This window comes from Gottfriedia sp. NPDC057948, from assembly GCF_042887255.1.
Taxonomy (GTDB): domain Bacteria; phylum Bacillota; class Bacilli; order Bacillales; family Bacillaceae_G; genus Gottfriedia.
In genome coordinates, this window is the sequence record NZ_JBHVPN010000001.1 from 791489 (window position 1) to 812825 (window position 21337).

Below are 21337 nucleotides of genomic sequence, written 5' to 3' on the forward strand. Positions count from 1 at the left end.
TGTTAGTTACTATTTCAGTAGTGACTATTTTGAAAGGTTGATAGAAATGCATCTAGACTCATCTTTATTAATTATTTTAATTTGTTTTGGATTTTTAGCTTCATTTATTGATTCTGTTGTTGGGGGTGGTGGGTTGATTACACTACCTGCACTATTATTCACTGGACTTAACCCTGCCGCGGCAGTAGCTACCAATAAATTAGCAGCGACAATTGGCTCTCTAACAAGTACATTAATGTTTTATCGTTCTGGTAAAATCGAATTAAAATCAGTGCTTAAATTTTTTCCACTCTCATTTGTTGGCTCATTATTAGGTGCATACACTGTACATTTGTTAAACCCTGAACTGCTTAAGCCATTGATGTTAATTATGCTCGGAGCAGTAGCAATTTTTACTATTTTCAAGAAAGATTGGGGAAGCATTTCAACACAAAAAAACTTACCCAATTATCAATTCATTATTTTTTTAGTTACGATATTTGCGATTGGCTTTTATGATGGGTTCATTGGACCTGGAACAGGATCCTTTTTAATTTTTGCTTTTTTAATGATTGGGTTTGATTTTTTAAAGTCTGCAGGCAATGCAAAATTTTTAAACTTTAGTAGTAATATTGCTGGATTGTTAATGTTTATGTTTTTAGGACAAGTAAACTACACTTATGGAATCATAATGGGAATTGCACAAATTGCAGGCGCGATATGTGGCTCGAAATTTGCGATAAAAAAAGGAAGTGGATATGTACGTGCTCTTTTTATTGCAGTAACCTGTTTACTATTAGTGAAGAATATTTATGATTATATTCAATAACTTTTAAAATACTGATCTTCCTACAAGCTCACAATATGAAAGTGTACCTTAAAATAACCATTGATTGATCAAAAAATAGGAAAATAGAACTAGATTTTAAAAAAGCATTCCTGTTTAACGAATGGGGTATCTGTAGAGGGTTGAATTATAAAATGGACAGACGTAATTTAAGTGAATCTTGTTATATATTATTATTCATTTTTGCTTTTCTAATAATGATTTTAAATGTTAATATGTTTGAGCGGGTTTATAAGATCAACAAACTTTAGTAATTGGTTATTCTTGAGAAGTTAAAAATATTTAAGAGCTAAGTTTGAAAAAAGTTTGAAATGATTCTTATAATACATAGATTCGATCTTAATTGACAAGGTTGTATTTCAACAGCAAAAAAGCACCCAAGTTTATCAACTGAGGTGCTTTTTTTTATTACTTTTAGATCACTTAAATCCAAATTCTTTACTCTAGAAGCAACAAATCTAAAGAGAATCAATTGAATTGGGTTATATAGTTTTGAAAAATTTGTGACAAAATATAATCACGCGAAGAAACAAGATCTTATTATATATAATTTTATTGAATTTGATGAAAATGTGAGGTAAGATTGTTTGGTCTGAAAATTAGTCCAATTTGGAACTTTATACAAATTATTAATCGGAGTTGTTGTTTATGTCACCAAGAGTACCTAATACTTTTATAATCATTCTAGGTTTTATGTTATTTGCACTGTTTTTTGGAGCAGGAAATCTGATTTTTCCACCTATACTTGGACAGTTAGCTGGAAAAAACTTATGGATCGCCAATGCAGGCTTTTTAGTTACTGGAGTTGGATTACCATTGTTAGGTGTTACAGCTTTTGTTTTTTCAGGTGAAAAAAATTTGCAATCTTTAGCTAGACGTGTACATCCGTGGTTTGGTATTGTATTTACTACGGTTCTTTATCTAGCAATTGGTCCATTTTTTGCTATCCCTAGATCAGGGAATGTATCGTTTGAAATTGGCGTTAAACCTTTTTTATCAAATGATGCAAGTCCTGGTGCATTAATCATATTTACAATCTTATTTTTCACAGTTACATGCTTGTTATCACTTAATCCTACAAAGATTATTGATGTAGTAGGAAAATTTCTAACTCCTATTAAATTAACGTTTATCGGATTGCTTGTTGTTATCGCTATTGTTCATCCAATTGGGAAATTTCAAGAGCCATTTAAAGGGTACACAACAAATGTGTTTTTTAAAGGTTTCCAAGAAGGCTATTTAACAATGGATGCTCTTGTAGCTTTTGTTTTTGGAATTATTATTGTAAACGCAATTAAAGGAAAAGGAGTTACGAATAAAAAACAGCTTATGATCATTTGTGGAAAGTCAACAGCAATAGCTGCTTCACTTTTAGCAATAATCTATTCAGCTCTTTCTTATATGGGAGCTTCTAGTGTTGAGAAACTTGGTCGATTAGATAATGGAGCTGAAGTTTTAGCGAAAGTTTCAGACTATTATTTTGGTTCTTATGGGGCAATATTATTAGGTTTAATGATTACAGTGGCATGTTTGACTACGAGTGTAGGTCTAATCACTGCTTGTTCTACTTTTTTTCATGAATTGTTTCCAGCCATTTCTTACAAAAAAATTGCGATCATTATGACTGTATTTAGTACACTTATAGCTAATATAGGGTTAACTCAGTTAATTAAAGTTTCAATTCCTGTATTAATGACACTATACCCTATCGCTATATCTTTAATTTTCTTAACATTCTTACACTATACATTTAAAGGTAGGTCAGAAGTGTATCAAGGTAGTTTGATCTTAACTTTTATTGTCAGCCTTTTTGATGGGTTAAACTCAGCTGGAATACAAATTGAAGTAATTCATCATTTCTTCACTAAGTACCTCCCGTTGTATAGTTTAGGTTTAGGTTGGATATTTCCAGCTATTATTGGTGGTTTTATTGGTTATTTTATTAGTATTTTACGAAAGAAAAATAAGGAAAATATTCCAAGTTCAATTCGAAAGATCAGTTAATGATAGGAAAATAAAGAAGCTTTATAACTGTAAATATTCTAAAGTAAGTTAGTAATGGTTTTAGGGGAGAAGTTTTTAAGGTTGATTCAAAAAGTGACAATTGTTTCATCAGGAAGGGGAGGAAATAGAATGGCACAAAAGGAATTGAAAAAAGGATTGAAAGCGCGCCATATTCAGATGATTGCTTTAGGCGGTACAATCGGTGTAGGTTTATTTATGGGTTCAACGAGTACCATTCATTGGACAGGCCCATCAGTAATGCTTGCTTATGCAATTTCGGGGATATTTATCTTCTTCATTATGCGTGCAATGGGGGAAATGTTATACCTAGAGCCAAGTACTGGTTCATTTGCGACATTTGGCCATAAATATATACACCCTTTAGCAGGGTATATGACTGCTTGGAGTAACTGGTTCCAGTGGGTTATTGTTGGAATGTCAGAAATTATAGCAGTTGGGGCATATATGAAGTACTGGTTTCCAGACTTACCTGCTTGGATACCAGGAATTATTGCAATTGTGATTCTTGGTGCAGCAAATTTAATTTCGGTTAAATCATTTGGTGAATTTGAATTTTGGTTTGCAATGATTAAAGTCGTTACGATTTTATTGATGATTGTTGCAGGATTTGGTCTTATTTTCTTTGGTCTTGGAAACGGTGGAAATGCGATTGGTATATCTAACCTTTGGAAAAATGGCGGCTTCTTTACAGGTGGTTGGTCAGGTTTCTTCTTTGCACTTTCACTAGTTGTTGGAGCTTATCAAGGCGTTGAATTAATCGGTATTACAGCTGGAGAAGCAGAAAATCCGAAAAAAACATTAAAAGATGCGATTCAAAGTCTTATTTGGCGTATTTTAATTTTCTATATTGGTGCTATTTTTGTAATTGTAACAGTTTTCCCTTGGGATCAACTAAATTCGATTGGTAGCCCGTTTGTTGTAACTTTTGCAAAATTTGGTATTACAGCTGCAGCTGGAATTATTAACTTTGTCGTAATCACTGCTGCATTGTCTGGTTGTAACAGTGGTATTTATAGTGCAGGTCGCATGCTTTATACATTAGGTATAAATGGACAAGCACCAAAATATTTTACAAAAGTCTCAAATAACGGAGTGCCTTTATTCGGTACGTTCGGTGTACTAATTGGTTTAGTAATTGGTGTTATTTTAAATTTTATTGCACCAAAAAACTTATTCGTGTATGTATACAGTGCAAGTGTACTTCCTGGGATGATCCCGTGGTTTGTCATCTTAATTAGTCATATTCGTTTCAGAAAAGTAAAAGGAGATGAAATTAAAAATCATCCTTTTAAAATGCCTTTTGCACCATTTACTAACTACTTAACATTAGCCTATTTAGTTATGGTATTGATCGGTATGTGGTTTAATGATGACACACGTATCTCACTTATTGTAGGGATTATTTTCTTGGCAATCCTTGTCGTTTGTTTCTATGCTTTTGGTATCGGAAAACGTGTACCATTAGATGCTCAATCAGATGAAGAAATAGCTAATTAATACATTACTTAGTTTGATGGTAAGATGTTTCTTTGAACATAGCTATTCAATAAAAAAATAAATTTTATAAACAATCAATGCGTTCGTATGATAAGATCAAACAGTAATGAAACTGGATGAGATTAATATACGAACGCATTTTTTAATTTCTTGAATTACTAAATCAACAGCATTTATTTAATCCAAAATAAAAATTTTTTTTAAATAGTTCGGAAAATAAAAAATAAATATTTTGACTATTTTTGCATTTTATGACAAAATGATGAAAACTAAATAGTAGGGAATAGGTGTAAATGAAGTTCAAAGTTTGAAATCATTTACTTAAAAGGGAAGTTTGGTTTAATTCCAACACGGTCCCGCCACTGTAATAGAGGAGTAAATATGAAGATGCCACTTATTAAAATAGGGAAGGCTTTTATTTACAAAGATTCTTAAGTCAGGAGACCTGCCTATTCTAACGACGCTGTTTGACCTACGAGAGATAGGGAGGTGCCTTATGGAAAGAAAGCTTAAGTTAACGTATTCTAATTATTTATGTTTTCCAACTTAAAGGCATTTTTGTCTCTTATGAGATAAAAATGCTTTTTTATTTTAGTTAAAAGGAGAGGGTAAAAGTGGTACACATAAGTAATCTAGGATATCCGAGAATTGGTGAAAATCGTGAATGGAAAAAAACGTTAGAAAGCTTTTGGCAAAAGAAAATGAATCAAGAAGAATTTGAGAAGGAAATGAAATCACTAAGATTAAGCTCAATAAAAAAACAGTACGATTTAGGTGTGGAGCTAGTCCCTGTAAATGATTTTACGTTTTATGATCATGTACTAGATTTTGCCACTATGTTTGGCTGGATTCCTAGTCGATTTGGTGAAATTAATGATAGACCAAGTCTAGATACGTATTTTGCATTAGCAAGAGGAAGTAAAAACATTGTAGCTTGTGAAATGACGAAATGGTTTAATACAAACTATCACTATATCGTTCCTGAATATCAAAAAGAAAAGCAATCTAAATTACTATTCAATAAGCCTTTAGAAGCATACAAAGAGGCATTCATTGAGCTTGGTATAAAAACGAAACCTGTCATTCTAGGAATCTATTCATTTGTACAGTTAGCAAAAGGTTACCAGGAAGAAGAAAAACGAAACATAATAAATAATCTAGTAAGCCTTTATATACAAATGCTTAAAGAGCTAGAAAGTGAAGGTGTTGAGTGGGTACAAATTGATGAACCATGTTTTGTGTTAGAAGAATCAAGCGAAGATATTCGTTTTATGAAAGAAGTATATGATCAAATCGCAAAAGCTGTACCTACATTATCAATCATGCTTCAAACTTACTTTGAAGCAGTTGAACAATATAAAGAACTAATTTCATTCCCAGTAGAAGGCATTGGTCTTGATTTTGTTCACGGTAAAGATGGAAATTTAGAGTCGATCCTGAAGTACGGATTTCCAAATGACAAGGTATTAGGCGTAGGAATACTTAATGGGCGTAATATTTGGAGAAATGATTTAAATGATTCCATTGATTTTTTAAATTCTCTTAAAAAAGAAATAAGTCCAAAAGATTGGTGGATTCAACCGTCTTGTAGTTTGCTTCACGTACCAGTTACAAAAATTGAAGAGAAATTATTAAATGAAACATTGTTCGAGGCATTATCGTTTGCCGATGAAAAATTAGAAGAGCTAGTTATACTAAAAAGTTTATTTATAAACAAAGCGAGAATGTTTGAAAATGAAGTTAAATATGCAAGTAATTGTTTAGTAAATTTAAAACAGCTTAGCAAAAAAAATCATTCAACTAGTAATGAATTGGAATCCATTAATGAAGAAGATTTTAGAAGACCAGTACCATTCCATTTAAGATATCCATTACAAAATAAAGTAATGAATTTACCGATTTTACCAACGACTACAATTGGAAGTTTCCCTCAAACGAAGGAAATTAAACAAATAAGACAGCAATGGCGCAAAGGAAGAATTGATGATTCAGAATATATGAATCAAATTAAATTGAAAATTAAAGAATGGGTTGAACTTCAAGAAAATATTGATATGGATGTATTGGTACATGGTGAGTATGAGCGTACGGATATGGTTGAATATTTTGGTGAGAAACTAGAGGGATTTGCATTTACGAAAAAAGCATGGGTTCAATCTTATGGATCACGCTGTGTTAAACCGCCAATTATTTTTAGTAAAGTTGAATTTACAAAGCCCATTACTGTAAATGAAACTGAGTATGCACAAAGCTTAACAGCAAAACCAGTCAAAGGGATGTTGACAGGTCCAGTAACAATATTAAATTGGTCATTTGTTCGTGAGGATCGAACAAGAGAGGAAATAGCAAATGAAATTGCATTAGCTTTACGTAAAGAAGTAAATGCACTTGAAGCTGCTGGCATTTCAATTATTCAAGTTGATGAACCTGCAATTCGAGAAGGTTTACCTTTGAAGCAAAAAGATGGGGCTCAATATTTACATTGGGTAACGAGAGCATTTCGTTTAGCTACATCAAGCGTCCGAAATGAAACGCAAATACATACTCATATGTGCTATAGCAATTTTAGCGATATTATGGACACAATTATTGATTTAGATGCAGATGTTATTTCAATTGAACATGCAAGAAGTCATCAAGAATTTTCTACTTATTTAGCTGAGTCCCCTTACCCATTTGGAATTGGTTTAGGCGTGTATGATATTCATAGTCCGAGGGTACCGTCGGTTGAGGAAATGGAAGAAAATATTATTAGTTCTTTAAAAGTATGTGATGCAAATAGATTTTGGGTTAATCCAGACTGTGGTTTAAAGACGCGTAATGAAACTGAGGTAATAGATGCCTTATCAAATATGGTAAAATCTGCGAAAAAAGTTCGAGAAAAATATTATTCAATTATTTAATGATAGGGTGAAATCGATGAATGGTAGATATGTAAAAGAATCCAAAGTATTTGATAGTAGTAGAATATTTCCAACTGATTTAAATAACCATGGTACATTATTCGGAGGAAAAATGCTTGCCGCAATGGACTTAATTGCATCCATTTCAGCTACAAAGCATTCAAGAATGGAATGTGTAACCGCATCGATGGATTCAGTAGAATTTTTATGTCCAGTTCGTGAAAGTGACTGTATATATTATGAATCGTTCGTGATCTTAACAGGCTCAAGCTCAATGGAAGTATTCGTTCGAGCTACTGCCGAAGACCTACTTTCAGCTGAAAAAAGGGTTGCAGCAACATGTTTTGTAACATTTGTTGCACTAAAAGATGGAAAACCACATAAAGTAGTAGAGGTAATTCCAGAAACTGAGGAAGAAATTAAATTACAGCAATTAGCATTTAAACGTTTAGAAAGTCGCCAATTAAGAAAGAAATTGAGTAAGGAATTGGCATTAATTTGGAAAGAATAAAAAGAAAGCATTGAAAACATACTAAAATTAAGCTAAGATTAAATTAATATTTTTAAGGAGGCATCAAATTTAGACACTATGTACAATATCCGATAACTTTTTAAGCTAATGAATTTTATAGCAAAAAAGTACTCTGCCTGAAATCAGAGAAATTGGATAACTATGTCTATTTATGAGCCTATACTAATATTAAATTAATCCATTGTCTTAAATGCATGGTTTATTTACTATTATATTTCATTTGAAATATATTCTAACGTATATATATTTTTATATATACATGGCTTATTAAATCACATCCAATTTACACACAGGCAGATACTGCTTGTGTGTTTTTTATTTTCTCTCTTAAAAAATACTTTCGAAAACAGATTGTATTTTTAAGTAGAGTGATTTTTTAAAATCGGATGGAGTGAAGTATATGTTTATTATAAAAGCATCGAATATAGAAATAGAATTAAATGGGAAAACAATTTTTAAAAATGGAAACTTAGACATAAAACAAAATGAAAGGGTAGCATTAATTGGTGAAAATGGAGTTGGAAAGTCAACCTTTATTAATGCCCTTTTAGGTAATATTCCATTGAAAAAAGGAATGCTGCAAATTCACTATTCAAAAGATGAAATTGGATGGCTTTTAACAGATGAAGAGAATCAGGAAAACCTGTCAGCTAGGGAAGTGATTGAATCATTTGATCAAGAGCGATATTTCATCAAAAAGAATATAGAAAAGTATTTACTTGATTTGTCTAATGAAGAAAATCTTGCTAACTATAACGAGAGTTTAAGTAAATATTTAGAATTAGATGGCTATGATTGGGAAACAAAAATAGATCAAGTTTTGAAGAAATTTCAATTACCGCAAGAGTTATGGAATATCCCATTCAGTCATTTAAGTGGTGGACAAAAAACAAAAGTTAAATTAGCAAAAGTAATGATGAAGCAACCAAAGCTATTAATTTTAGATGAACCAACAAATCATTTGGACACTGAGTCAATCCAATGGTTAACGGAATGGTTACAAAATTTTAAAGGTAGTGTCCTTTTTATTTCTCATGAACGACAATTCATTGATGATGTTGCGACTGTTACAGTTGAATTAAGTGAAAGTGGTACAGTTAAGTATAATGGTGGCTATTCAACATACAAAATACAAAAAGAACATGAGCGAAAAACTCAGCAAGCACAATATGAAAAACAAGAAGCGGAAAAGAAAAAGCTTATTGAAACAATTAATCAATATAAACAATGGTTTACAAGCTCTCATAATGCTGCTAGTGAACGTGATCCTTTTGCTAAGAAACAAGCAGCAAAAAACGCATTAAGATTTAAATCAAAAGAAAAGGATTTAGATCGATTAGAGAAAAGAAAAGTAGAAAAACCAAAAGAAGTTAAAACAATTTCAGCGAGCTTTGAAAATGATTCGTTTTCAGCTAAACAAATGATTACATTTGAAAAAGTTGATTTTTCATATGATGAAAAATCGTTATTTAACCAAGTAGATTTTATTTTAAATAGAGAAGATCGATTAGCTGTAATCGGAAAAAATGGTTCTGGAAAATCTACATTTTTAAAATTATTAACAGGATTAACGATTCCTAATAATGGTGCTGTAAGACATAATCCTCAATTAAAAATAGGTTATTTTATGCAAGAGCTTGAAGCGTTAAATGAGGATTCAACAATTTTAAATGAAATTTTATCACTTCCAAATATGACTGAAACAGAGGCAAGAACAATTTTAGCATGTTTCCTTTTTAGAAGAGAGGATGTTTACAAGAATATTGCTCAACTAAGTATGGGTGAGAAATGTAGAGTTGCTTTCGTAAAATTATACTTTTCTGATTCTAATTTACTAGTGCTTGATGAGCCAACAAACTATTTAGATATACACACTAGAGAAAGAATTGAGGAAGCATTAGCTGCATACCCTGGAGCAGTAGTTGTAGTGTCACATGATCCATATTTACTAAAAAAGGTCTCAAATCGTGTAATTCATATTGAAAATGGAAATCTTTATGAATTCAAAGGATCTTTTGCAGATTGGAACGGAAGACAGAACATCTCAAACGATCAGCAAGCTTTATTAAATGAACGAATTAAATTACAACTAGAAATAGCTGCAATGAATGCAGAAGAAAAAGATACGGATGAAGAAAAGAAAGCTCAGATTTCAAAAATCGTCAAACTACAAAAGGAACTTGATGGAATAAATGAAAGTTTATTGACAGAGAGAAGGGAGAAAAAAGGGTAAGAGCATAAGAACTTAATAAAAAAAGTGCAGGGAAAATAAAAAACAAATCACTTAAGTTGGAATACTTATCGTGATTTGTTTTTTATCATATTTTCCGAGTTTTACTTAACTATTTATCCCGCCTTTAGTACATCATTTACATCATGTATAACGACAAATGCTTTTGGATCAATTGTGTGAATTATTTTTTTTAGTTCAAATAGTTCTTTATTATTAAGAATAATATATAAGGACTCTTTTCTTAGACCAGAGAAATGGCCTTTTGCAGGATAAATTGTTACGCCTCGATTCATTTCATTTGATACGATTTGTGCAATTTCATTTGCTTGATCGGAAATAATCGTAATCGCTTTTTTAGGATTTAATCCTTCCATAATAAAATCCAAAACTTTAATACCGATATAAATAGAAATTACAGTATATAATGTTTTCTCAAAGCCGATTACAAAATAACCACCTAAAACGACAATTAGATCAAATAATAGTAAAGATTTACTAATACTCCACCCAAAGGATTGATGTACCATTTGAGCAAGAACCGTAGAACCACCTGTTGTACCACCAGCACGAAAGACAATTCCTAACCCCAGGCCAATTAAAACACCAGCAAAAATAGTACCTAATAAAGTTTCGCTAGTTGGTACGCCGTAACCGTCCGTAATTCGTAAGAAAAATGAAATCGATACGATGGAAATAACTGTATAAATTATTAGTTGTTTCTTTAAATATTTATATCCAATTATTAACAAGGAAGCATTTAAAACAAAATATACGACATCAGGTGACCAGTTAAATAGATAATAAGTTATCATCGTAATGCCGGTAAAACCACCCTCAGCTAATTTATTCGGTATTGCAAAGAAATTAACACCGACTGCAAAAATAGCTGATCCAACAAGGAGATATAAAATATCTACGAAGTTTTTACGCACAGTTACCCCTCATTTTCTAACAGATTTTTTTCACTTCTATCATTCTACCTAATAATGAGTTTTGAATCAAAAAATTTCTATTAAACAAATTATCTATTATTAGTCATAGTTAGATACACGCTTACATAGGTTTATAAAGAGACAAGCTATTAAGGGGGAATCATTATGGTATTTGCTACACCTGGAAAATCTGGTTCATTAATTACGTTTAAAAATCGTTATGACAATTTTATTGGTGGGGAATGGGTAAGACCAGTAAGAGAACAGTATTTTGGAAATGTATCGCCTGTAACTGGACAAGTCTTTTGTGAGGTGGCTAGATCGACTTCAGAAGATATTGAAAAAGCACTTGATGCAGCACATGGTGCAAAAGGTAAATGGGGGAGAATGTCTGTAACTGAGAGGGCAAATATTTTACATAAGATTGCTGATCGTATGGAAGCAAATAAAGAATATCTTGCTGTCGCTGAAACTTGGGAAAATGGTAAACCTGTTCGTGAAACTTTAGCAGCAGATATTCCTTTAGCAATAGACCATTTCCGTTATTTTGCTGGATGTATCAGGTCGCAAGAAGGATCACTCGGTGAACTTGATGGTGATACAGTGGCATATCATTATAAAGAGCCATTAGGGGTTGTCGGTCAGATTATTCCATGGAACTTTCCAATATTAATGGCTGTATGGAAGCTTGCACCAGCCCTTGCTGCAGGGAATTGTGTTGTTCTAAAACCTGCTGAGCAAACGCCAACTTCAGTGTTAGTTTTAATGGAACTCATTCAAGATTTATTGCCACCTGGAGTTGTTAACGTTGTAAACGGATTTGGACTGGAAGCAGGTAAACCATTAGCTTCAAGTGATCGAATTGCAAAAATTGCATTCACTGGTGAAACTTCAACTGGGCGACTAATTATGGAATATGCTTCAAAGAATTTAATTCCTGTTACATTAGAATTAGGTGGTAAATCTCCTAATATATTCTTTGAAGATGTAGTAGACAATGAAGAGTTTTTTGATAAAGCACTTGAAGGCTTTACGATGTTTGCTTTAAATCAGGGCGAAGTATGTACATGTCCTTCAAGAGCGCTTATTCATGAATCAATTTATGAGGAATTTATGGATAAAGCAGTAAAACGTGTTAAAGCGATTAAACAAGGAAATCCATTGGATCCTCAAACAATGATCGGTTCTCAAGCTTCGCACGAGCAATTGAATAAGATTTTATCTTATTTTGAAATTGGAAAGAATGAAGGTGCAGAAGTTTTAGTTGGTGGTAGTCGGAATGTTCTTGATGGAGAATTGAAAGATGGTTTTTATGTAAACCCTACTATTTTTAAAGGGAACAATAAAATGAGAGTATTCCAGGAAGAAATTTTTGGTCCTGTTGTTTCGGTTACTACATTTAAAACAAAAGAAGAGGCATTGGAAATCGCTAATGATACGTTATACGGATTAGGAGCGGGTGTATGGACTCGTGATATGGATACTGCTTATCGATTCGGACGTAATATTGAAGCAGGTCGAGTTTGGGTAAACTGCTATCACGCATATCCTGCACATGCAGCCTTTGGTGGGTATAAAAATTCAGGAGTAGGTCGTGAAACGCATAAAATGATGTTGGACCACTATCAAAATACAAAGAATCTGCTAGTTAGTTATTCACCGAGTAAACTAGGATTCTTTTAAAAATTTTTACACTCCAGTATTCATTTACTGGAGTATTTTTACTTAAATAGAAAGAAGGCATTTAAATAATAATTTTATAAAATCCAGACATAAAAACTAGTAGCTATTTATATGTTAAATAAAAAGTGTAATTTGGAGGGAATAAATATGTTAAATCTAGCAATCTATGTATTTATCATTATAGTACTGTATAGTTTCATTCAATTATATTTAAACCGAAAGTGGAAATTAATCTATACTACGTATGGATATCAAAACTATTTTATGATTATTGGTAAATTGAAAAAGAATGGGATTGAGTATAAGACGAAATTACCGATGAATTTTAATGGTAGGAGATTTTATGAGAATACTCAATATGATATATATGTAAAAAAAGATATAGAAGATTTGGCATTACAGTCTTTATATCAAAATTAATACGGGCTCAACTGTAGGATATTTGCGTTTTAGAGACGTTGGCTGAAATTTGGTCTAAGTCTTACCGCTTCTCCAATTCGAGCCGGGCATCTTTCATTTAGTTGTTAGAAAAGAAGAATGCTAGTTACTTTCCTTGATTATAATATTACTCCTGCAAAGCTCCCACTTAATACTTGTTTTTTATTCTGATTTGTACATATAAAGGAAGACATGATCGATATTCTATTCTCTTTTTTTTCAAATTTTTTAATAGTAACTTCACAGGTTATTGTATCTCCTGAGTAAACTGGTCTTAAAAATTCGAAATTTACCGTTCGTGCTAGTACGTTATGATCTCCACCTATTTTTGTTGGTAAAGTTGCAGTCAACAAACCTTGAATAACCAGCCTTCCTTGATCATCAGGCGTAATATGGTGTGCACTGCGCATCACCGGAAACCTTCGTAAACAATTCAACGTCTTCTACCGTAAAAGTTCGTTCAAATGAGATAATATCGCCCACTTGTAATGACAATTTTTCTCCTCTTTAAAAGTGAAAATATTATTCCTCTATTTAAATAGTTCAATTTCTTATTGTACTATCCTTCAAAATCCTTAAATAAAAAATCGACTAAATAGCCGATTTTCTTGTTTGATATCCTTATACAAGAGTATTAATTACGAGGTGCCCATAATATGACAGACACACCGATTAAACAGATTGCTGCACCGACCCAATCATATAAATCGGGTGATTTTTTATCAACTCCCCAGCCCCATAAAATTGAAAGAACGATAAATACGCCTCCATAGGCAGCATAAACTCTACCAAAGGAAGGGAAAATTTGGAACGTTGCAATGACACCATAAACTGCCAAAATAATCCCTCCGATTAATCCTAAATAAGCAGATTGACCTTCTCTTAGCCATAACCATATAAGGTATCCTCCGCCAATTTCAGCTAAACCGGCTAATAAAAAAATAAATATTGCAGTTATCAATGTAATTCTTCCTTTCTATTAATAGACAAATTAATGAAAACATATGTACATGTATTTGCCCCTTATTTTAACAATAAAGGCTAAAAGAAACTATCATTCTGTGTGAATTGAAATTCGGTACTAATAGAACTAGTCCCATCATAATTTTATAGAAGAAAATATTATGAAGGAGGTGTATTGTTAGTTGTTAAAAGTTAAATTACGTCCTGTAGTTAGTAAGATTAATTTACCAACCGTTATGAAAACAACTATTCTTCCAGGTGATTCAGTTGAAAGATTATTTATTGCAACACAAGTAGGAGAGATCTTTTACATAGGAAATGGAGAAATCAAGACTTTATTAGATATTCGCCCTCGAGTATTGAAATTAGGTGAGTCTGGAGGCTATGATGAACGTGGATTGCTTGGGCTAGCATTTCATCCTAATTTTTATCATAATGGGCTGTTTTATCTTCATTATTCAATAGCTGGTTCTCAGGGGCCAGGTGCTCTTTCTAATTCTTTTAAACCTAATCCTTGTGATCCTAAGACATTAAATTTAAAATGGCTAAATAGGGAAACTCAATATAATCATATTGATACAGTTGAAGAATGGGTACTACAATCAAATGGTCAGCCTCAAAAACGTCGGACAGTATTGAACATCAGAAGACCATTCTTGAATCATAATGGACTTAACACCTTAAATTTTTCACCCGAAACAAATAAACTTGTTTTAACAACAGGAGATGGTGGCTCAGGCTATGACCCGTTTAACTTAAGCCAGGATAATTTAGAAATTGCAGGTAAAATAATTGAAATTGATGTAGATAAAAAAATAAACGGCAATAATCCACCTATAGTCACTCGTTTTAATGAACTTCCAACAAGTATTCAAGAAACACTCACAGTTATCGCTAAAGGGGTTCGTAATATAACAGGTATTTCATATCAAAGATATTATAATCAATATATAAAATATGTTGGACATGTCGGTCAGGATTTAGTCGAGTCGCTTTTTTCATTTGTTCATTATAAGCCAATACCAGTCTCTCAGTTAGTCCACATGAATTCTGAATCTGAGATGGAAGGATTTATTAACTTCGGTTGGAGAGGTTGGGAAGGTACTTTTCCTACATCGACAATAAAAGGGTGCACCGAAAATCCAGATTTGGATGAGAAAACAATCGCTTATTACGATCAATCAGTAACACTTTCAGCGAGCCGTCTTCAACCTCTAACTAGTTATTTTCATAAAGATGCAAGACCAGATAAATTTGAGGGAACTGCAATTACAGGAGTCCAGCCATATATGGGAAACGAAATACCTAGTTTAACTGGTAGCGTTGTATTTACCGATTTGGTACGAAAGGGATCTCAAGCACAGGTTAAAGGAGTTTTAGCTTATACGAATTTTAGCCCCGATGGTAAACAAAGTGATTTCAGTGTGATACAAACAGATTATGACTTTGGATCTCAACCGGCCTATTATGTAGGTGTGGGAACGAATTTAAATCAAACAAAAATCTATTTAGCGGTTTATGGTTCTATGAAAGTGACTGACTTAAACATGGGTACGATTTATGAAATTGTACCGTGAACTTTTAGTCAATTTGTGTTTTATGAGTTTAATAACCACTGAGGTAATAATACACTCCAGTGGTTGTTTTATTTAGCGGATAATTGATGTTTTTCATATGAATAGAGCCTTGCTTAAACATAAAAGTCTGTTTGCTTGTTAAGTGATCTTGTTATTTATTGTAAAAAAAATGTATAAATACAAGATCTCTATTAGACCTTGGGAAGGAGCTTTTATCTATAGTTATTCATTACTTAGAGTTTTGACATTTTTTTACCATCTTTATAGTCAAGGCAAGAAACTTCAATCAATAAATTATTAAACGTTGTAAAATAAAAGCCATAACTATTACCTCTCATGGTATAAGGTTCCTTGTCTATTTGGATACCCCCAGCTATTAAACGGTCATACTGTTGATCGACTTCACTTGCCGATTCCACTAAAAAGCCTACATGAAAAGCTTCAGGGTATTTAATTTCCATTTGCCTCTTAAATGCCTTTGGATCACTTAACACGAGAATAAATCCATGCCCATCACTTAACACTACAAGAGCTTTTCCTTTTTGTTCTAGAAATTTAAAATCAAAAAATGTTTCAAAGAATTGCCTAGCTTCTGATAAATCATCAACACATAAATTTAAATGATTAAACCTCATTCACTTTTCTCCTTTAACAAAGATAGTTTGATCTAAATCTTCTCTAATTGTTTAAAATTAAAACAACTAGAGTATATATATGTAATTAAATTGGTAAAATATTCCTTTTGTTAATTCTACTTTTTTGGTTATAGGTTTAAGATTTACAGCTAGTTTTTTTGAAGTAAATGTCAGATAAGTGGAATAAAATGGAATTGTTTGATAAAGTTGAATTAAACATAATCATCGTATATTGGGGAGAAAATCAATGGGATATATTATGGATCTAAGAAAAGTTGTAGGTAGTAGACCGATCTTAATGGCAGGTGCAAATGTTATTCTACTAGATTCACAAAAGAGAGTATTATTACAATTAAGAAAAGATAATAAGACTTGGGGATTACCTGGTGGATCATTAGAGTTGGGAGAAAATTTGGAAGAAGTGGCTAAAAGAGAATTGAAGGAAGAAACAGGTCTAACAGCATTAAACCTTGAGTTTTTTAACATTTTTTCTGGAAAAGAATTTTATTATAAATATCCTCATGGAGATGAGGTATATAATGTCATTGCGACTTATATTTGTACTGAATATACAGGGCAATTTGAGCAAGAAGAAAGCGAAGTGCTCGAGTTAAGCTTTTTTAGTTTTGATGAACTTCCATCAGAAATAAATCCACCCGAACTTCCTATTTTAAATTTGTTTAAGGATTCTAACTATTGAACTTAGAATGTGGAATTAAGACCATATAAAGATAAAAAAGGATCTGTTTTGTTAGATCCTTTTTTCATTTTTAATAATATATTAATTGATATTTTGTTAAATCTTTAAAAATTAAGTATTTTTTTAATAAGGCCAAAATTACTATATTAGCTTTTTTGTTCTAGGTTATTTTACAGTTGAAGTTGCTGCTTCGTTTTTGCAGTTTTCGCAAGTTGAATAGATTTTCACAACTTTTTTATACTCCGCGTACTCAATAGTTTCTTCGCATTCTTTACAGATTAAAATTTGCATTAGAAACACCTCCTAAACCCACTATAACACGTTCGAATCACGATTTCTCCAGGGACTTTACCCACCCTGTGGACGTGAATTGTCCCAGTTGAAAAAACGCTGAAATAGCAAGGTTTTCAAGCGGAAGTGGACTTGAAAAAATTTTTTCTCGGTTTAAAAAAAACGAAAATTAGAACCTTGTGATTATGTTTCTGGTATCAATTTCGTCCATGAGAAACTAGTAACAATTTTTATTTTATTGATTATCTAAAAAAAGACATTTTAATTGAAATGACCTCCCGACTAACGTCAAGAGGTCAACTTCATTCGAGCGATTTTAGTGAATAGGCAAACCCCAGGATTCTTGCAATTTTTCAAGACCAGATGGATTTGTTACCTTAAGAGTGATTTGTTTGTTGGTGACTTTTTTCTCCATCAAACTATAAGAATCACCGTCCCGCAAGCCTGGCCAATAAACACTTCCTGCACCAATCGTATTAATTTTTTTGCTCATTGCACGAACATAGTTTATATCATTTTTACTCTTTTTTACCGAATAATCCAAGCCGCTTTTCATTGGTGCTCCCCACTCGGTAATGATGGCACGATCGGAGTATTTTCCAATTTCAGTTGTTAAAATATTTGACCATCCAGTTTCTGTGAGGGAATTAATATGTACATACCCTGCATAAAACGCATAGCAATGAACGGCAAGCATTGTTCCGTCAAGTCGTTTGTCATCACCTAAAGGATTTATATAAAGAGCGGCCAAACCAATTCCATCAAGAATTACATTTTTCTTCGGAACATTGAAACTTGTTAGCCAATCATTATAAAGATTACGTAAATCTTTTGTATTATAGCCATAAGGCTCATTAACGGGTTCAAAATAGCAGTTGGGGTTGTTTCCATATTTTTTGATAACAGTTCTCCACATACTAAAATATTTTTCGAGATCTTCAGGTTTTCCATTTTTCGGAGGCCAATAGCAAAAAATCACTTTGCCTCTCTCTAATGCAGCATCAATTGCCCCTGTATAAGTACTCCAATAATTTGCGACTGTCGCTTCATTAATGGGTAGCCTGACTGTGTTAGCACCTGTTTCGTCGAACATCTGCCCGATGATTTGTCGGCCAACTTCTTTGGCAGAATCGTATGTATCATTTTTGGTCAGTCCACTTACATAAATGACGCCATCAACAAAATTGTCGCGCTCATCCGCCCAATTCACACCCATTATTCCAGCTGACAGTGGTGAAGTAGGTTTTTTAACGTTGATTTTAACAAGATTTAAAAATGCAAAAGAAGAGACAAAAAGTAAAATAATGGCTCCTAAAATGGATACTACTATAAAGGTTACTCTTTTTACTATTTTCAAAATTTCCCCCCTCATCTAATTAATCTTTTGTAAAATTTATTTTTAGAACTTAAATATTATTCTATGATTTACTGAAAAAGAATTAATAAAGTAATAGGTTTCCAAAGGTTCACGAAACTGAAAGAAAGTTTGCAATAAAGAATGTTATAATTTAATGAAATGGAAATGGTAAAAAGTTCTAATTTTAATTAATAGGGGGTAAGAATGAAAAAAATCTTAGTAGTAATAGCGATTTTAATAATGGGGATCGTAGGGATAAAAGGTTATTTTCTTTTTCGTAGTGGATTTGATATTAAAATAAAAAATCAAACAAATATAAATGTAACGGGAATATATTTGACCTATGATCATTTTAAAACAGATATCAGGATACCTAAAATTGCTTCACATAAGGACTATAAGCTAAATATAAATCCCTCTAAAGATGTTGGAGAGAGTACAATGGAGCTTCAGTATAAAGACAATAAAGGTAATTTACATACAGAATCAGTTATTGGGTATTTTGAAGGTGGTTATTCAGGAAATATATTAATTACGATCAAATCTGTTGATGAAGATGGAAAACTTAAAATAAAAATTAAGGAAGATATTTCATTATATTAAATTATTTTTCTTATTAAAAGCTCCTTGTTTGTTAAACAAGTTTCATAGAATATTGCAGTAAATGGCAGTTAAGTTGCATAAGAATATGTTTGAATGATTATCTAAGCATAAACATTTTTATTTAAAGTTAGATTTATATGTTTTTTTCGGAGGAATATTAATGCAAATATTATCTAGAGTTTCGATTCCAAATTATCTTACAAAGAGGTTTTTTGTTCTTTATAGCATTCCTTTTTTATTAAGCGTTCTCTTGATATTTCTTACTGATCCTTTAAAGGTTGTTGATTTGTTCTATCAAACTTTATTTTTATCAATTTTCTACGTAGGCCTACCTATAGGAATTGTATTTTTACCTTTTTATGGATATTTTTATTTACTTCAGAAATATTTTAAAGTGACTTATGTAGTATCAGTAACTGCCTTAATTACAACAATTATCGCACTAATTATAGTGTTTATAGTCGTTCAGAATACATATAAATCATATGAAACTAGAAGCTACTTTACAAAAGAAACGAAAAGTCAATTGTCAAAAAAGTCTATTGAATTATTTGAAAATGAAACAGGTGTTAAAGGAAAAGTAAAAAAAGTTAAAATGGTTAGCAGATATAATGATGCCGAAAATGGGAACTTTACACTAATTCGAAAAAGATATTATGATATTGAAGTTGTCACGAAAAATCCATCAGATTTACAAAAAATTCCAAGGCACTATAAATATATTAGTGTTGATGGGAAATGGATTTTAAAAAAGAAAAATGAAAAATGGTTCTTAAATTAAGGAATGTGTTATTGTGTAAGTTGATTATTATGGGGTACTTTAGAAAAATTTTGATATTAATTAAAAGAAGCAACGCTCAGAACATACTCTGAGCGTTGTTTCTTTTAATTGTACAAGTCTTATGTTTTATATAAATAAAGTAGTTTAATAATCTTTCAGTTCAATTTCATTGGCAGCTTTCGCGATCATTTTCGTAATCATTTTAAACATTCCATTCATTAAGATGGGAAAACGTAACATTGCATTGCGTAATAAAATTTTGAAGTTTGATTTTTCAATCATTCCTCCAGCAGTTAAAAGCCCTATTTTTTGATTTTTTTCAACAAAATTTCTCATTTCTTTTTCATAGGAAATAAAGGACTTGTTGTAATCACCGTTAGCAGCTTTCAGCTCTCCTGCAAGTACAAAAGCTCCTACAAGGGCCATGCTAGTGCCTTGACCTGAAAGGGGTGAGGGACAATAAGCAGCATCACCTACTAAAGCAATTCGGCCATCTGACCAGTTGGGCATGTGAATTTGACAAATTTCATCAAAATAAAAATCCGAAGCATTAACCAATTTTTTGAGCAAGTTCGGTGTTTCCCAGCCCTTAAGTTCTTCAAAAGCATTTTTAATAAGAATTTTTTGTTCTTCCGTATTATAACGATCGTATATAAGAGGCTCGGATTGGAACACTAACATGCCCTTTGCTTCCTTTTTATCATTTGCGCTATACATTCCAACTGTTTTACCCGGGACGGTATAAAGTATTTGAGAGTGGTCTAGGTTAAGATAATTCTCGAATTCAAAAATTGAGATATAACAACCGAGAGTACGTTTAAACTGATCTTCGTCACCAAATTTCAACGTTCGCACGTTTGAATGGATTCCATCAGCCCCTATTATTAGATCGAATGTATCTGGTTTCCCATTAGTATATTGAACTTCTACCCCTGAAATTGATTCATGTATAGCGGTAATTGAATCGCCCCAAATATATGTAACTTTATCCTTAGTTAAATCGAACAAAATGTTACCAAGGTTCTCACGCATAATTTCAATATCCATTCCTTGCTGATTGCCTATACTTGCTTCACTAATTTTACCTTTAATTTTACCTTGTTCATTCACGAAGTAAACTCCAGTCATATGGGTATCTAATGACCGAACTTGATCAAGAATACCCATTCGTTCGAGCACAGAAATTGCTGCACCACGGATATCAACAGAATATCCCCCTGGGCGTAAAGCGGGAGCCCGTTCTACTACAGTCACCTCGAAACCATAACGATGAAGCCAGTAAGCAAGTGCTGGCCCTGCAATGCTCGCTCCGGAAATAAGAACACGCATTGGTTGCTCCATAATAATTTAATCACTCCTTA

18 protein-coding genes, 1 pseudogene and 1 riboswitch are annotated in these 21337 nt (G+C 32.3%); of the genes and pseudogenes, 12 read left to right on the top strand and 7 right to left on the bottom strand.

Annotation, left to right across the window (positions count from 1 at the left end; genetic code table 11):
- The first annotated feature begins 46 nt into the window (after positions 1–46).
- The 6 genes from ACFVRR_RS03685 (at position 47) to abc-f (ending at position 10016) form a co-directional block, all read left to right on the top strand.
- A complete protein-coding gene (locus ACFVRR_RS03685; RefSeq protein ID WP_387324737.1) occupies positions 47–808 on the top strand; it encodes a TSUP family transporter in 762 nt (253 codons plus the stop codon).
- Positions 809–1474: 666 nt separating this feature from the next.
- Positions 1475–2830: a branched-chain amino acid transport system II carrier protein gene (gene brnQ / locus ACFVRR_RS03690; protein WP_387324739.1), complete on the top strand. Its 1356-nt coding sequence runs from the start codon at positions 1475–1477 to the stop codon at positions 2828–2830.
- Positions 2831–2959: 129 nt separating this feature from the next.
- Complete coding sequence (locus ACFVRR_RS03695) at positions 2960–4348, top strand: amino acid permease (RefSeq protein WP_387324741.1); 1389 nt, start codon at positions 2960–2962, stop codon at positions 4346–4348.
- Between the two features lie 268 nt (positions 4349–4616).
- Positions 4617–4815: riboswitch (cobalamin riboswitch) on the top strand.
- A gap of 147 nt (positions 4816–4962) precedes the next feature.
- Positions 4963–7251 (top strand): 5-methyltetrahydropteroyltriglutamate--homocysteine S-methyltransferase, encoded by a 2289-nt coding sequence (metE, locus tag ACFVRR_RS03700; RefSeq protein ID WP_387324744.1) that lies wholly within the window; start codon positions 4963–4965, stop codon positions 7249–7251.
- 16 nt (positions 7252–7267) lie between these two features.
- Entirely contained in the window at positions 7268–7762 is a 495-nt protein-coding gene (locus ACFVRR_RS03705) for an acyl-CoA thioesterase (RefSeq protein WP_387324746.1), read from the top strand.
- A 421-nt stretch (positions 7763–8183) separates the two neighbouring features.
- Positions 8184–10016 carry a ribosomal protection-like ABC-F family protein gene (gene abc-f / locus ACFVRR_RS03710; RefSeq protein WP_387324748.1) on the top strand — a complete coding sequence of 611 codons (1833 nt, stop codon included), beginning with the start codon at positions 8184–8186 and terminating at the stop codon, positions 10014–10016.
- Between the two features lie 113 nt (positions 10017–10129).
- On the opposite strand, the gene ACFVRR_RS03715 is transcribed toward abc-f, so the two are convergent.
- Positions 10130–10948 carry a YitT family protein gene (locus ACFVRR_RS03715; RefSeq protein ID WP_387324751.1) on the bottom strand — a complete coding sequence of 273 codons (819 nt, stop codon included), beginning with the start codon at positions 10946–10948 and terminating at the stop codon, positions 10130–10132.
- A 165-nt stretch (positions 10949–11113) separates the two neighbouring features.
- Here ACFVRR_RS03715 and exaC point away from each other — a divergent pair, with 165 nt between their 5' ends.
- Both exaC and ACFVRR_RS03725 read left to right on the top strand, forming a co-directional pair.
- Positions 11114–12631, top strand: coding sequence for an acetaldehyde dehydrogenase ExaC (gene exaC, locus ACFVRR_RS03720; RefSeq protein WP_097978679.1), 1518 nt, complete (start codon positions 11114–11116; stop codon positions 12629–12631).
- A gap of 147 nt (positions 12632–12778) precedes the next feature.
- Entirely contained in the window at positions 12779–13051 is a 273-nt protein-coding gene (locus ACFVRR_RS03725) for a hypothetical protein (RefSeq protein WP_387324753.1), read from the top strand.
- Between the two features lie 137 nt (positions 13052–13188).
- Here the strand turns inward: ACFVRR_RS03725 and ACFVRR_RS03730 are convergent.
- Positions 13189–13564 (bottom strand): annotated as a pseudogene (locus ACFVRR_RS03730) (FAS1-like dehydratase domain-containing protein).
- A 139-nt stretch (positions 13565–13703) separates the two neighbouring features.
- A complete protein-coding gene (locus ACFVRR_RS03735; protein WP_387324755.1) occupies positions 13704–14030 on the bottom strand; it encodes a YnfA family protein in 327 nt (108 codons plus the stop codon).
- A 238-nt stretch (positions 14031–14268) separates the two neighbouring features.
- Between ACFVRR_RS03735 and ACFVRR_RS03740 the strand changes: the two genes are divergently transcribed.
- Complete coding sequence (locus ACFVRR_RS03740; protein ID WP_387324975.1) at positions 14269–15609, top strand: PQQ-dependent sugar dehydrogenase; 1341 nt, start codon at positions 14269–14271, stop codon at positions 15607–15609.
- A 233-nt stretch (positions 15610–15842) separates the two neighbouring features.
- Here ACFVRR_RS03740 and ACFVRR_RS03745 read toward each other — a convergent pair whose 3' ends face one another.
- Positions 15843–16244 (bottom strand): VOC family protein, encoded by a 402-nt coding sequence (locus ACFVRR_RS03745; protein WP_387324757.1) that lies wholly within the window; start codon positions 16242–16244, stop codon positions 15843–15845.
- Between the two features lie 247 nt (positions 16245–16491).
- On the opposite strand from ACFVRR_RS03745, the gene ACFVRR_RS03750 reads away from it, so the two are divergent.
- Positions 16492–16944 carry an NUDIX hydrolase gene (locus tag ACFVRR_RS03750; protein ID WP_387324759.1) on the top strand — a complete coding sequence of 151 codons (453 nt, stop codon included), beginning with the start codon at positions 16492–16494 and terminating at the stop codon, positions 16942–16944.
- Positions 16945–17109: 165 nt separating this feature from the next.
- On the opposite strand, the gene ACFVRR_RS03755 is transcribed toward ACFVRR_RS03750, so the two are convergent.
- On the bottom strand, positions 17110–17235 hold the full coding sequence (locus ACFVRR_RS03755; protein WP_097978684.1) for a GapA-binding peptide SR1P: 126 nt from the start codon (positions 17233–17235) through the stop codon (positions 17110–17112).
- A 316-nt stretch (positions 17236–17551) separates the two neighbouring features.
- Positions 17552–18592 (bottom strand): glycoside hydrolase family 5 protein, encoded by a 1041-nt coding sequence (locus ACFVRR_RS03760; RefSeq protein ID WP_387324763.1) that lies wholly within the window; start codon positions 18590–18592, stop codon positions 17552–17554.
- A 204-nt stretch (positions 18593–18796) separates the two neighbouring features.
- Between ACFVRR_RS03760 and ACFVRR_RS03765 the strand changes: the two genes are divergently transcribed.
- Together ACFVRR_RS03765 and ACFVRR_RS03770 are read left to right on the top strand one after the other, a co-directional pair.
- Positions 18797–19195, top strand: coding sequence for a hypothetical protein (locus tag ACFVRR_RS03765; RefSeq protein WP_387324765.1), 399 nt, complete (start codon positions 18797–18799; stop codon positions 19193–19195).
- Positions 19196–19355: 160 nt separating this feature from the next.
- Positions 19356–19976 (top strand): hypothetical protein, encoded by a 621-nt coding sequence (locus tag ACFVRR_RS03770; RefSeq protein ID WP_387324767.1) that lies wholly within the window; start codon positions 19356–19358, stop codon positions 19974–19976.
- Between the two features lie 144 nt (positions 19977–20120).
- Here the strand turns inward: ACFVRR_RS03770 and ACFVRR_RS03775 are convergent, their stop codons facing one another.
- Positions 20121–21317: an FAD-dependent monooxygenase gene (locus ACFVRR_RS03775; RefSeq protein ID WP_387324769.1), complete on the bottom strand. Its 1197-nt coding sequence runs from the start codon at positions 21315–21317 to the stop codon at positions 20121–20123.
- Positions 21318–21337: the final 20 nt, after the last annotated feature.